This window comes from Tropicimonas sp. IMCC6043 (assembly GCF_004146235.1).
Lineage (GTDB): Bacteria > Pseudomonadota > Alphaproteobacteria > Rhodobacterales > Rhodobacteraceae > Tropicimonas.
In genome coordinates this window covers 33,294-45,860 of sequence record NZ_SELO01000006.1, presented here as the reverse complement: position 1 = coordinate 45,860, position 12,567 = coordinate 33,294, and the positions used below count along the sequence as shown (strand labels likewise).

At 66.9% G+C, this 12,567-nt stretch carries 13 protein-coding genes; 7 read left to right on the top strand and 6 right to left on the bottom strand.

Annotated elements, in window-relative coordinates; genetic code table 11:
• The first annotated feature begins 143 nt into the window (after positions 1 to 143).
• Positions 144 to 1,094, top strand: coding sequence for a lipoyl synthase (lipA, locus tag EU800_RS08425; protein ID WP_129630543.1), 951 nt, complete (start codon positions 144 to 146; stop codon positions 1,092 to 1,094).
• A gap of 159 nt (positions 1,095 to 1,253) precedes the next feature.
• Here the strand turns inward: lipA and EU800_RS08420 are convergent, their stop codons facing one another.
• Positions 1,254 to 2,138, bottom strand: a complete 885-nt coding sequence (locus tag EU800_RS08420; RefSeq protein ID WP_129630541.1) for a cytochrome c — start codon at positions 2,136 to 2,138, stop codon at positions 1,254 to 1,256.
• Between the two features lie 369 nt (positions 2,139 to 2,507).
• The gene (gene hpt / locus EU800_RS08415; RefSeq protein ID WP_129630539.1) at positions 2,508 to 3,068 is read right to left on the bottom strand and encodes a hypoxanthine phosphoribosyltransferase; all 561 of its coding nucleotides are present in this window, start codon (positions 3,066 to 3,068) and stop codon (positions 2,508 to 2,510) included.
• An 86-nt stretch (positions 3,069 to 3,154) separates the two neighbouring features.
• Between hpt and EU800_RS08410 the strand changes: the two genes are divergently transcribed.
• Both EU800_RS08410 and EU800_RS08405 read left to right on the top strand, forming a co-directional pair.
• Complete coding sequence (locus tag EU800_RS08410) at positions 3,155 to 3,604, top strand: type II toxin-antitoxin system RatA family toxin (RefSeq protein ID WP_129630537.1); 450 nt, start codon at positions 3,155 to 3,157, stop codon at positions 3,602 to 3,604.
• Positions 3,605 to 3,686: 82 nt separating this feature from the next.
• Positions 3,687 to 4,151 (top strand): EF-hand domain-containing protein, encoded by a 465-nt coding sequence (locus EU800_RS08405; RefSeq protein WP_165354596.1) that lies wholly within the window; start codon positions 3,687 to 3,689, stop codon positions 4,149 to 4,151.
• Positions 4,152 to 4,176: 25 nt separating this feature from the next.
• Here EU800_RS08405 and EU800_RS08400 read toward each other — a convergent pair whose 3' ends face one another.
• The 4 genes from EU800_RS08400 to EU800_RS08385 are packed head-to-tail and all read right to left on the bottom strand — an operon-like array spanning position 4,177 to position 6,556.
• Positions 4,177 to 4,659 (bottom strand): CinA family protein, encoded by a 483-nt coding sequence (locus tag EU800_RS08400; protein WP_129630533.1) that lies wholly within the window; start codon positions 4,657 to 4,659, stop codon positions 4,177 to 4,179.
• Complete coding sequence (locus EU800_RS08395; protein WP_129630531.1) at positions 4,656 to 4,874, bottom strand: hypothetical protein; 219 nt, start codon at positions 4,872 to 4,874, stop codon at positions 4,656 to 4,658. The genes EU800_RS08400 and EU800_RS08395 overlap by 4 nt, the downstream gene beginning before the upstream one ends.
• 3 nt (positions 4,875 to 4,877) lie before the next feature.
• Positions 4,878 to 5,378: a phosphatidylglycerophosphatase A gene (locus tag EU800_RS08390; RefSeq protein WP_129630529.1), complete on the bottom strand. Its 501-nt coding sequence runs from the start codon at positions 5,376 to 5,378 to the stop codon at positions 4,878 to 4,880.
• Complete coding sequence (locus EU800_RS08385; RefSeq protein WP_129630527.1) at positions 5,375 to 6,556, bottom strand: bifunctional 2-C-methyl-D-erythritol 4-phosphate cytidylyltransferase/2-C-methyl-D-erythritol 2,4-cyclodiphosphate synthase; 1,182 nt, start codon at positions 6,554 to 6,556, stop codon at positions 5,375 to 5,377. The genes EU800_RS08390 and EU800_RS08385 overlap by 4 nt, the downstream gene beginning before the upstream one ends.
• Positions 6,557 to 6,749: 193 nt before the next feature.
• Here EU800_RS08385 and dusB point away from each other — a divergent pair, with 193 nt between their 5' ends.
• The 4 genes from dusB (at position 6,750) to EU800_RS08365 (ending at position 12,552) form a co-directional block, all read left to right on the top strand.
• Positions 6,750 to 7,724: a tRNA dihydrouridine synthase DusB gene (gene dusB / locus EU800_RS08380; RefSeq protein ID WP_129630806.1), complete on the top strand. Its 975-nt coding sequence runs from the start codon at positions 6,750 to 6,752 to the stop codon at positions 7,722 to 7,724.
• The gene (locus tag EU800_RS08375) at positions 7,724 to 8,812 is read left to right on the top strand and encodes a nitrogen regulation protein NR(II) (RefSeq protein ID WP_129630525.1); all 1,089 of its coding nucleotides are present in this window, start codon (positions 7,724 to 7,726) and stop codon (positions 8,810 to 8,812) included. Before dusB ends, EU800_RS08375 begins: the two co-directional genes overlap by 1 nt.
• Before the next feature lie 2 nt (positions 8,813 to 8,814).
• A complete protein-coding gene (locus EU800_RS08370) occupies positions 8,815 to 10,188 on the top strand; it encodes a response regulator (RefSeq protein WP_129630523.1) in 1,374 nt (457 codons plus the stop codon).
• A 138-nt stretch (positions 10,189 to 10,326) separates the two neighbouring features.
• A complete protein-coding gene (locus tag EU800_RS08365; RefSeq protein WP_129630804.1) occupies positions 10,327 to 12,552 on the top strand; it encodes a PAS domain-containing sensor histidine kinase in 2,226 nt (741 codons plus the stop codon).
• Positions 12,553 to 12,567: the final 15 nt, after the last annotated feature.

Here is a 12,567-nt window from a genome sequence, read left to right as displayed (position 1 = left end):
CAGGATCGCGCCGGCGCGTCGTCTTGGGGCGTGCTTGGTCCTTGCACATGGGACAACCCGACCATGCATTGCACCCGGCGGCCGTTTCTGGTGTTAGGATGGAGAAACGGCGCCAGAGCATCCGCCGAACAGGAGATTGTCCGATGCGTGACCTGAAGATCCCCGGCGAACGCCACCCCGAGAAGGCCCACCGGCCGGACAACGCCCAGCCGAAGAAGCCCGAGTGGATTCGGGTCCGCGCGCCGGGCGGCGAGGGCTATAACACCACGCACCGGATCATGCGCGAGCATGGGCTGCCGACGGTCTGCGAAGAGGCGGGCTGCCCGAATGTCGGCGAATGCTGGTCGCGCGGGCACGCCACGATGATGATCATGGGCGAGATCTGCACCCGGGGCTGCACCTTCTGCAATGTCGCGACGGGCCGTCCGGACGCGCTCGATGTCTTCGAGCCGGGCCGCGTCGCCGATGCGGTGAACAAACTCGGGCTCAAGCATGTCGTCATCACCTCGGTCGACCGGGACGACCTTGCCGATGGCGGGGCGGAGCATTTCGCCCAGACGATCCGCGCCATCCGCCACCGCGCGCCCGACTCAACCATCGAGATCCTGACCCCCGACTTCCTCAAATGCGCCCCCGAGGTGCTGGAGACCGTGGTTGCGGCAAAACCGGATGTCTTCAACCACAACCTGGAGACCGTCCCCGGCCTCTACCCCACGGTCCGCCCCGGCGCGCGCTATTTCCACTCGCTTAGGTTGCTGCAGCGGGTGAAGGAGATCGACCCGGCGATGTTCACCAAGTCGGGCATCATGGTCGGGCTCGGCGAGGACCGTCAGGGCGTCTTGCAGGTGATGGACGACATGCGCTCGGCCGGCGTCGATTTCCTGACAATCGGCCAGTATCTCCAGCCGACGCCGAAGCATCACGCGGTGGAACGCTTCGTCACGCCGGAGGAGTTCAAGTCCTACGAGAAGGCGGCCTATGGCAAGGGCTTCCTGATGGTCTCGGCCACGCCGCTGACGCGCTCGAGCTACCACGCCGGAGACGATTTCGAACGGCTCCGGGCGGCACGGCTGAAAAAGCTCGGCCGGGCGTGACGCCGGGGCGGGGCGGATCGCGCTCGTTTCGCGAGAACAGACGGACCGGCGACGCCTTTTCTGCTTTAAGAAATCTCAGGAGGAGCGCTCTCAAGAGCGCGGGTGACAGCCCCCCTCTTTTGTCCCGTTCCGAAGGCCCGAAGCACCCGCCGCCGGGCCTCATTCGATCGGCGCCAGCCCCTTGAGATAGGTCGCGATTGCTTCGAGATCCTCGCGCGGAAGCTGGCCGATGCCGGCGACGACCTCCTCCATCTCGCGGCTCGCGGTCTCGCCGCGCGGGCTATGGCCGCTTTCGAGATACCAGACGATCTGGTCGATCTCCCAGTCGAGCGCGGCCGGCGTGATGTTCGGCGCGATCACCTGTCCTGCGGCGTGGGTGCCCGCCATCCAGCGCGTCCGGTCCAGACCGCCGAACCGGTCGCGCGGCGTGTGGCATTCGGCGCAGTGGCCGAGCGCCTCGACGAGGTAGCGGCCGCGCTCGACCATGTCGCTTGGCGCGGCGCCAACGAAACGGTCGTCGAGATAGCGAAGCTTCCAGAGCCCGATGCTGCGGCGGAGCGAATAGGCAAGTGGCAATTCGTGCGGCGCGGTGTCGGCATCCGAGGCCGGCAGCGTGTCGAGGAAGGCGCCGAGGTCGGCGATGTCCTGCAGCTCCATCCGTGCATAGCTCGCATAGGGCATCGCGGGGTAGAGGTGCCGCCCGTCGGGCGTGACCCCGCGGGTCAGCACCGAGGCCAGGCCGGCAAGGTCGTAGGCGCCGATGCCATGCACCGGATCGGTCGAGATATTGGGGGTCACGAAGGTACCGAAAGATGTCTCGATGCGCCGTCCGCCGGCAAGCAGCGGGTGTTCCTGCGCCTCGGCGCCGCCATCGCCGTGGCAGGAAGCACAGCCGGCGGCGAGGAAGATCCGTCGCCCGGCCTCGGCATCGCCGGTGATCTGCGGCAACTCCGAAGGGGACAGCGGTACGGGCCGCGTCAGCCAGAGCGCCAGCCCGACGAGCCCGGCCAGCAGAATGACGAAGAGGGTCAGCACACGCCCCATGGCGGCTCTTCCTTCCAGATCGTGAGCGTCTGTCGGCGCAGACCCTAGACCTTTCCGCGGCGCAGCGCAAAGCGGCAGGGGCCCCCGCCTCGGCAGGCTTCCGCGCGGCTGCCGGCAGGACCCCGCCGGCGCGGCAGCGCGTCCGGACCGGCCGGGTGCCGCTCTCGGAATTGCTGCAATCGCGCGCCGCTGCGGCCAAGCCGCTCGACGGCCATCCAGTTCGGCAGCAGCTCCGCTCGTTCGAGCCCACAGAGCGCCACACAGGCGGCGGTGACGGCGAGCAGAAGTGCCGTGCTCCGCGGCGAGGGTGGGGACTCGACTCAGCGTTTCATGCGCAAGAACCCGTGCGGGCCGCGCGTCCTTCCGGGCTCAGATCGGACCGGTGGTGACGGCGGGTTCGTCGATGAACCGCACCGCACCGATATAGCCGAGGTTGCGGTTGCGCTGTGCAAAATCGATGCCGTAGCCGACGACGAACTTGTCAGGGATCTCGAATCCGGTCCAGTCCGCCCGATAGGCGACCTCGCGGCGCGACGGCTTGTCGAGCAGGCAGATCGTGCGCATACGGGCCGGGTTGCGCGCGGCGAGAAAGGCAGTGACGCGGGTCATCGTGTGGCCGGTGTCGACGATATCCTCGACCACGAGCACGTCGCGACCCTCAATCTGGCTGCGCAGATCCTTCAGGATGCGCACCTCCCGGCTCGATTCCATCGTGTCGCCATAGGACGAGGCCTCGAGGAAATCGACTTCCACCGGCAGGTCGAGCTCGCGCACGAGGTCGGCGATGAAGATGAAGGAGCCGCGCAGCAGGCCAACGACGATGAGCTTGTCCGTGCCGGCAAACTCCGCCTCGATCTCCCGGGCAAGGTCCTCGATGCGGGCCGCGATCGCCTTGGCGGAAATCAACTGGTCGATGACATACGGTCGCAAATGTGGGCCTTCGCTTGAAACTTCGGGCCGAGTCTACGACAAGTTTCGCCGATCCGTCAGACCAAGCCGGGGGCCAATCGCCGCATATGCACAGCTTTTCCGACAAACGCGTGATGCCCTACACGGCGCAGCAGATGTTTGACCTGGTGGCGGACATCGAATCCTATCCCAAGTTCCTGCCCTGGACGGCGGCGGCCCGCATGCGCGACCGGCGCCGGGTCGGCGATGCGGAACTGGCACTCGCGGACATGGTCATCTCGTTCAAAGTGTTTCGGGAGACCTTCCGCACGAAGGTGACGATGAAGGGCGACGGGACGGAAAAGACCATCGTTTCAGAGAATGTGGAGGGGCTGTTCCGGCATCTGGTCTCGACATGGACTTTCCGGGAAATCGAGACCGGCTGCGAGGTGGACTACCACATCGATTTCGAGTTTCGGAACCGCATCCTGCAGAAGACCGCGGGCGTCTTCTTCACGGAGGCGCAGCGGCAGATCATGGGCGCATTCCAGAAGCGCGCCGAAACACTCTACGGCTGATCTTTCCATCATTGCGATGCGACGGAACGCGGGCGATATTGCGTATCAGGGATATCGCAATTCGACTGTTGGAGAATCAGCCATGACCCGTCTTTCACGCATCGCACGTCCCGCACTCGTCCTTCTCCTTCTGGGCGGCACGGCCGCCTCGGCCCAGCAATTTGTCCAGGGTGCCTATGCGCTCGACCGCTGGGACATCAACAGAGACGGCCGGGTGACCCTGACCGAGCTTCGCAGCGGCCGCGACACAGCCTTTGCAGGTTACGATTCAAATGGCGACGGCGTCCTGTCGAACCTTGAGCTCGGAGCTGTGACGCCGCGCGGCGCGGCGCGGAATACCAACCAGGGCGTGCTGCGCTATGGCCTCGACGCGAATGGCGACGGGGTCGTCTCGAAGACTGAATACGTGGCTGGCTCCGCGGCCTGGTTGCAGCGAATGGACAGCGACGGGGACGGCGTGCTGACGAGCGCCGATTTCGGTCGCAATGCCCGTGGCCGGGGGCAGGGGCAGGGCCGCGGCAACGGCCTGCGCTGGAACAACGGCTGAGCCGGTTACGGGCCCGGGGCCATCCCTAGAGAGCGGTGATCAGCCGGTCCAGGGCATGGGCGACCGTCGCCCTTCGCACTTCGCTGCGGCCGAGCGGGCCGAACTCCACCGTCTCGGTCGCCACGGCGCGGCCCAGCAGGGCGAGGCCGAAACAGACCCGCCCCTCGGGCTTCGCGTCGCTGCCGCCTGGCCCGGCGATCCCGGTGACCGCGATGGCCAGCGTTGCCTCCGAGCGGGCCAGTGCGCCCGCGGCCATCTCGCCCGCGACCGCCTCGGAAACCGCGCCATGCGCGGCGAGCGTAGCTTCGGACACGCCCAGCATCGCGACCTTTGCCGCGTTCGAATAGGTGACGAACCCGCGGTCGAAGACATTGGAGGAGCCCGGGATCTCGGTGATCGCCCCGGCAATCAGCCCGCCGGTGCAGCTCTCGGCGGTGGCGATGCGCTCACCGCCTGCGCGGGCGCGGTCGAGCAGGATGCGGGCGCGGCCTTCGATCGTCTCGGTCATGCCGGAATGCCTCCGGGCAATTGCAAGAGAATCAAGAGAATTGCGGCCAGCGTGCCGGCGGTCAGGTCGTCGCCCCAGCCAGTCAGCTCTGGTTTGAGGGAGTGGGCAAAGCGGTAGTGCGCGAGCGCGACGACGAGGCCGGTCAGCGCAGCGAGGAAGGCGCAGATAAGGGGCAGGGTCCCGATACCGAAGAGGGTGGCGACGCCGCGCAGCATGGCTCAGCCCATCAGGTAGGTATGGGACACGAAAGCCGCGGCGGACACCACGACAGCGGCCATCAGCCCGGCGATCACGTCGTCCAGCATGACGCCGAGCGGCGTGTGCAGCCGGTCCGCCCAGGAGACCGGCCAGGGCTTCCAGATGTCGAAGAGCCGGAACATCAGGAAGCCGCCGATCCAGCCGGGATAGGGGAAGATGTCGGTCGGCAGGCCGGCATGCCAGAGGCCGAAGGAGAGCGGCCAGAGCGCGATCCACATGCCGACGACCTCGTCGATGACGACGCGGGACGGGTCGGGATCCTCCAGTCCCTCGGTGTAGAGCGCGGTGGCGCCGAGCCCGCAGATGAAGGCGATCAATGTGCCCACGGCGAGCGCGGGAAAACCCCCGTTGAGATGGAGAAAATAGGCCACGGGGATTGCCGCGGCCGATCCCCAGGTCCCCGGGGCCGGGCGCAGCAGGCCCACGCCGAGGAAGGTCGCGACGATGCCTGCCGGTCTCATGCCGCCACCAGCGTCGCGGTGGCGAGCGCCGCGATCCCCTCTTCGCGCCCGGTGAAGCCGAGCCGTTCCGATGTCGTGGCCTTGACGGAGATGCGGCCGACCTCCAGCCCCATGATCGCCGCCAGCGCTGCGCGCATCGCCACCGCATGCGGGCCGATCTTCGGGCGCTCGCAAACCAGCGTGCAATCGACATTGGCGATACCGAATCCATTGCTGGCGGCAAGCTCCACCGCGTGGCGCAGGAAGATCTCGCTGGCAGCCCCCTTCCAGCGCGGATCGGTGGGCGGGAAGTGTTGTCCGATATCGCCCATCGCGAGCGCGCCATAGATCGCATCGGTGATCGCGTGCATTCCGACATCGGCGTCCGAATGCCCCTGCAGCCCGCGCCCGTGCGGCACCCTCACGCCGCAGAGCACGACATGGTCGCCCGGTCCGAAGCGGTGCACGTCATAGCCGTTTCCAACGCGCAGATCCATTCGCGCCTCCTTCGACAGGATCGCCTCGGCCCGGGCGAAATCGCCGAGCAGGGTGACCTTGATATTGTCTTCGTGTCCTTCGGTGATCGCCACGTCGAGCCCGGCGGCCAGCGCCACCTCGACATCGTCATGCGCCGCGCCGGGATGGGCGGCGTGGGCAGCGAGGATGGCGGCGAGGTCGAACCCCTGCGGGGTCTGGGCGCGAAAAAGGCCGTCGCGCGGGGTCGGCGCGCCAACGAGTCCGTCGGCACCGCGCCAGAGCGCGTCGGTCACCGGAAGCGCCGGCGCTGCGCCGGCATGGTTCTCGAGCGCCGCGAGCACGCCGTCGATCACGGCGTCCGGGGTGAGCGGGCGGGCGCCGTCCTGGATCAGGACATGCGTGATGTCGGGGCCGAGCGCGGCGAGCCCGGCGGCGACGGAGGCATCCCGGCTGGCGCCGCCGGCAGCACGCACCACGTCTTCGGGCAGGAAGGCGGCGGCGAGATCTTCGTCGGCCGGGTTGAGCACCACGACGAGCTCGGCGACTCGGCGATGGGAACGGAACCGTTCGACCGTGTGGGCCAGCATAGGGCGACCGGCAAGCGGCTGAAATTGCTTTGGAACGGAGCCGCCGGCCCGCAAGCCCCGGCCGGCCGCCACGATCACCACGCCAACGCGATCGACGGCGCGGTTTCGGGTCTCTGTTGCGTGCTCGCTCTCCATTCTGACCGTCTAGTCGGTGACGAAAGGCAGGGCAACGGGCAAGCCGTTCGAAGGCATGATTGCCTAAAAGTTGTGCGAAACCGGTTTTTCGGGCAGGTATCGCACAACTCTGACTGGTAGTCGGAGAAGAATTCGCGATAGCACCTGAATCGTGTGCACAAGGATTGAGCAATTGACGGTTTGCGTTGCAGACATGGCGCTTGCACCGCCGGTTTTGCTGGCGCCGCTCGCCGGTATCACCGACCTGCCGTTCCGCCAGTTGGTGGCGGGGTTCGGCGCCGGGCTGGTGGTGTCGGAAATGGTGGCGAGCCAGGAGATGGTCCAGGCCAAACCCGGGGCCCGGGAGAAGGCTGAGCTGGGCTATGGCTGCGCGCGCACGGCCGTCCAGCTCGCCGGGCGCGAGGCCTACTGGATGGCCGAGGCGGCGCGGCTGGCGGAGGCGAACGGGGCGCGGATCATAGACATCAACATGGGCTGCCCGGCCAAGCGGGTGACTTCCTCGAGCGGTTCAGGCGCGTCCGGCTCGGCGCTGATGCGCGAGCCAGACCACGCCCTGCGGCTTATCGAGGCGGTCGTGGGTGCGGTCTCGGTGCCGGTCACGCTGAAATGCAGGCTTGGCTGGGACGACGCGACGCGCAACGCCGCGAATCTCGCGCGCATCGCCGAGGCGGCGGGCGTGCGGATGGTCACGGTGCACGGCCGCACGCGGCAGCAATTCTACAAGGGGCATGCCGATTGGGCGGCGATCGCGGAGGTGAAGGCGGCCGTGAAGATCCCGGTGATCGCCAATGGCGACATTACCGACACCGCGTCCGCCCGCACCGCTCTCGCCCGGTCGAACGCCGACGGGGTGATGATCGGCCGCGGCGCGAAGGGAGCGCCCTGGCGTCTCGCCGAGATTGCGGCCGATCTCTTTGGCACGCCGGCGCCGGACGTGCCGAAAGGCCGTGCGCTGGCAGAGCTGGTGGCCGTCCATTTCGAGGCTATGCTCTCCTTCTACGGGCCGGTCCTCGGCAACCGGATGGCGCGAAAGCATGTCGGCTGGTATCTCGACTGCGCCGGAGACCCGGCCGGCCTGCGCCGGCGGCTCCAGACCGAGACGGACAATGCCGAGGTCCGGCGGCTGATTGCGCGGGCGTTCGAAGCCCCGGAACGGGAGGCGGCCTGATGATCGGAACCGGACGGATCTGGGCTTCGCTGCCCATCCCCGCCTTGCTGCTCGACCCCTCCGACCGGATCACCGAGCTGAACCCGGCGGCCGAGCTGTTCCTCAACCGGACGATCAAGTCGCTCGAGGGCGAGCTGGTCTATGACCGGCTTGCCATTGACGCTTCCGTGGAGGAGGCGCTGGCGCGGGTTCGCAAGAACCGCTCGCCGCTCTTCATCAACGATGTCGACGTGGGAACTGGCGACAAGGCGCCGGTGCAATGCAACATTCAGGTCGCGCCGATCTCCAACGACACCGACCGCCTGCTGTTCCTGATCTCGCCGCGCGAGATCGCCGGCCGCCTCGGCCGCTCGATCTCGGCCGACAAGGCGGCGAAATCCGCGATCGGCATGGCCGAGATGCTGGCGCACGAGATCAAGAACCCGCTCGCCGGAATCACCGGTGCCGCGCAGCTCCTGTCGATGAATCTCGACAAGCAGGATCTCGAACTTACCGACCTGATCGTCGCCGAGAGCCGGCGCATCGTGAAGCTTCTCGACCAGGTCGAGCAGTTCGGCAACCTTCGCCCGCCGCTGCTGAAGCCGGTGAATATCCACGACATGCTGGACCGCGCGCGCAAGTCGGCGGTGCTCAGCTTCGCGGCGCATATGCGGATCATCGAGGACTACGACCCATCCCTGCCGCCGACCTATGCCGATGCCGACCAGTTGCTCCAGGTGTTCCAGAACCTCCTGAAGAACGCCGCCCAGGCCTCGGACGGGAAGGGTGGTGAGATCCGGCTGCACACGTTCTACGAAGCTTCGCTCCGGGTCCGGCGCAAAGGGCAGAAAAGCAGCCACGTGCCGCTTCAGATCGAGATCATCGACGACGGGCCGGGGCTGGCGCCCGAGATCGCGGACGAGATCTTCGAACCCTTCGTGTCCGGCCGCGAAAACGGCACCGGGCTGGGGCTGGCGCTGGTCAGCAAGATCATCGCCGAACACAGGGGCTGGATCTCGGTCGAGTCCGCCCCCGGACGCACTGTCTTCCGCATTTCGTTGCCTGTGGCCCCCGAGCAGACGGCCGATAAAAACCTGGAGGAGATCTGAGAATGGACGGAACTGTTCTTGTCGCCGATGACGATCGCACCATTCGCACCGTGCTCACCCAGGCGCTGACGCGGGCCGGGTGCAAGGTGCACGCCACCTCGTCGCTGGTCACGCTGATGCGGTGGGTCGAGGAAGGCAAAGGGGATCTCGTCATCTCCGACGTTATCATGCCGGACGGCAATGGGCTGGAGACCTTGCCGAAGATCTCCGAGGCGCGCCCCGGGCTGCCGGTGATCGTGATCTCGGCGCAGAACACGATCATGACCGCGATCCAGGCCGCGGAGGCCGATGCCTACGACTACCTGCCCAAGCCCTTCGACCTTCCCGACCTGATGAAGCGCGCCTCGAAGGCGCTGGAGACCAAGCGCCGCGCGACGCCCGTGCGGAACCAGCCGCCTTCCGAGTCCGGCCCGGCCGACGACCTGCCGCTGGTCGGGCGGACGCCGGTGATGCAGGCGCTCTACCGGCTCGTCGCCCGCGTCATGAACACCGATCTCGCGGTGCTCATCACCGGCGAGTCCGGCACCGGAAAATCGCTCATCGCCCGTGCAATCCACGATTTCTCCGACCGGCGCACGCTTCCCTTCGTGGTCGCCGGCGCCGAGGAGCTTGCGGCGTCCGATGGCCCGGCGACGATTCTCGCCCGGGCCCGCGGCGGATCGGTTCTGTTCGACGAGGTGGCCGATCTCGACTTCGAGACCCAGGGCCGGATCACCCGCATGCTCGATGCGCTCTCCGACACCGCGCCTCGGGTGATGGCCACCTGCCAGGGGGACCTGACGCAGAAGATGGAGGCCGGAAGCTTCCGGCAGGATCTCTATTACCGGCTCGGCGGGGTGACGCTGAACGTGCCGTCGCTGCGCGAGCGGGTCGACGACATTCCGCTCCTGGCGGAGCATTTCCTCGCCCGCTCGGAGCGCGACGGCGCCAGCACGCGACGCTTTTCGCAGGCAGCGATGGACCTTGTGCGCGCCTATTCCTGGCCCGGCAATGTGCGCCAACTCGAGAACACGGTGCGCCGGCTCGTCGTCACTTCGCCGGAGGAGGAAATCGGGCGGACCGAGGTCGAGGCGGTGCTCGGCAACCAGCCCGAGATCGAACCTCTGGTGGGCGGCGGCGACGGCGAGAAGCTGTCGGCCTCGGTGGCCAAACACCTGCGGCGATATTTCGACCTGCATGGTGGCGTGCTGCCGCCGCCGGGGCTCTACCAGCGAATCCTCAAGGAAGTGGAAATTCCGCTGATCGAGATCGCGCTCGACGCCACGGGTGGGAACCAGGCGAAATGCGCCGATCTTCTGGGCATCAACCGAAATACCCTGCGCAAGAAGATCACCGACCTCGATATTCGCGTGACACGACGCCGCAAGTTGATGTAAAACCGCAACAGAGCCGTGGCATCGAGGGCACGTCCCTCGGAAAGACCACGGGATATGGCGGTGGGCGGCCCGGATGCCCCGATATCTGGGTGGCCAAATCATCACGAGGATCAGGGCGTGGCAGGCGCATCCGTTGGGATGAATTGGGACGGAATCAACCGGCTGCGCCGTGGGCGGCGGGTTCAGACCGTCGCGACCTTCGCGCTCGTCGTGCTCGCGCCGGTTCTTGTCGTCGCCACCTTCCTGCTGATGGGGCCGCTGGGACAGGGGGCGGGCTCGCCGGCGCTCCGGCTCCTGCTGCTCGTCGACCTCGTCTATGTGCTTGTCGTGGCGGCGCTGGTGCTGCGCCGCATCATGGCGATGTTCGCCGCCCGTCGCGCCGAATCCGCTGGCGCCAAGCTGCACCTGCGTCTCACGGCCGCCTTCGCGGTCATCGCCCTGATCCCGGCGGTGCTGGTGGCGATCTTTGCGGGGCTGACGATCAATATCGGCCTCGAAGGCTGGTTCTCCGACCGGGTGCGCAATGTGGTGGGCGCCTCGCTCGCTGCCGCCCAGGCCTATGAACAGGAACATGTCCGCGACCTCGAGGCAGACGCATCCGTGCTCGCCGCCTATATCAACGTGGCCCGCTCGACCCGGCTCGCGCTTTCCGACGGCGAGGTGCGCCAGATCCTCGCCCAGGGGCAGAGCCAGGTGCAGCGGGGGCTGCGGGAAGCCTTTGTGATCGATTCCTCGGGGGCGATCCGGGCCCGAGGCGAGCGTTCCTACCTTTTCGATTTCGAGCAGCCGACCCAGGAGGACATCGACCGCGCCGAGGCCGGCGAGACGGTCATCATCCAGGACTGGGAGAACGACGAGTTCCGCGCCCTGCGCAAGCTCTCGGCCTTCGCGGACCGCTATCTCTATGTCAGCCGGGTCGTCGACGGCGACATCCTCGCGCTGCTCGACGATACCCAGGAATCGGTTCGCCTCTACAACCAGCTCGAGAGCGAGCGGGGCCGCATCCTGTTCGAATTCTCGCTGCTCTATATCGGGTTTGCGGTGATCCTGATTCTCGCCGCGATCTGGATCGGCCTGTGGTATGCCGAGCGTCTCTCCCGGCCAATCGGCCAACTTGCGGCCGCGGCGACGGCGGTCGGCCAGGGCGATCTCACAGTGCAGGTCCGCGAAGCCGAGGGCGACGACGAGATCGCCACGCTGGGGCAGGTCTTCAACCAGATGACGCGCCAGCTCAACGCGCAGCGGGAGACGCTTCTGGAAACCAACGCGCAGATTGAAGCGCGGCGGCGGCTCTTCGAAACGGTGCTGACCTCGATCACCGCGGGGGTAATCGGGCTCGATCCCGAAGGCCGGGTCGATTTCATGAACCCCGCTGCGGTGAGCCTTCTGAAGCTCGATTTCGACGCCGGCGATCATCACGACGCGCTGGCCAAGGCGGTGCCGGAATTCGCCGGCCTCTTGGCGCGGCTGCGGGATGACGAGCGCAGCGTGACCCAGCAGGAGATCCGCATCACCCGCAATGGGCGGATGGAGAGCCTGCTGGTGCGGCTGGCCGAAAGGCGCACCGCGGACGGTGGGCTCGAGGGCTATGTCGTGGCGTTCGACGACGTGACCGAGCTGGTAACGGCGCAGCGGATGGCGGCCTGGGGCGACGTGGCCCGCCGCATCGCGCACGAGATCAAGAACCCCCTGACGCCGATCCAACTCTCGGCGGAGCGGGTGAAGCGGAAATTTGGCCGCAAGCTCGAAGCGGAAGATTCGGAGGCGCTCTCATCGATGACCGACGTCATTGTGCGCCAGACCAACGATCTCCGGCGGATCGTTGATGAGTTCTCGAAATTCGCCCGCATGCCGGAACCGGACCGGCGTGAATCCGATCTGACTCGGCTGGTGCGGGACGCCGTGACGCTGCAGCGGCAACAGCTCGGAAAGGCGTTGAGCTGGGATCTGCCGGAGAGCGTGACACCGGTTTTGGTCGACGAGACCATGATCGGCCAGGCGCTCACGAACATCATCAAGAACGGCGGTGAGGCTATTGAAAGCCTTGAGGAAAAGGGCGCTCCGGACGGATATGTTCCGGAGATTCGAGTGAGTCTCTGCTGCGAAGGAGACCAGGCCGTGGTCCGGGTGGCGGACAATGGCATCGGCCTGCCGGAGGATCGCGGCCGGCTCTTCGAGCCATATGTGACCACGCGGGCCAAGGGCACGGGTCTCGGCCTGCCGATCGTCAAGAAGATCATCGAGGAACATGGCGGAACGCTGGAACTGAACGATGCCCCTCGCTTCGAGGGAAACGAACACCACGGGGCGCTGGCGGAGATCCGCCTGCCGCTCAGGTCCGTGGCCAAACAGGCCGCTGAGTAAATAAAGTTGAGGGAG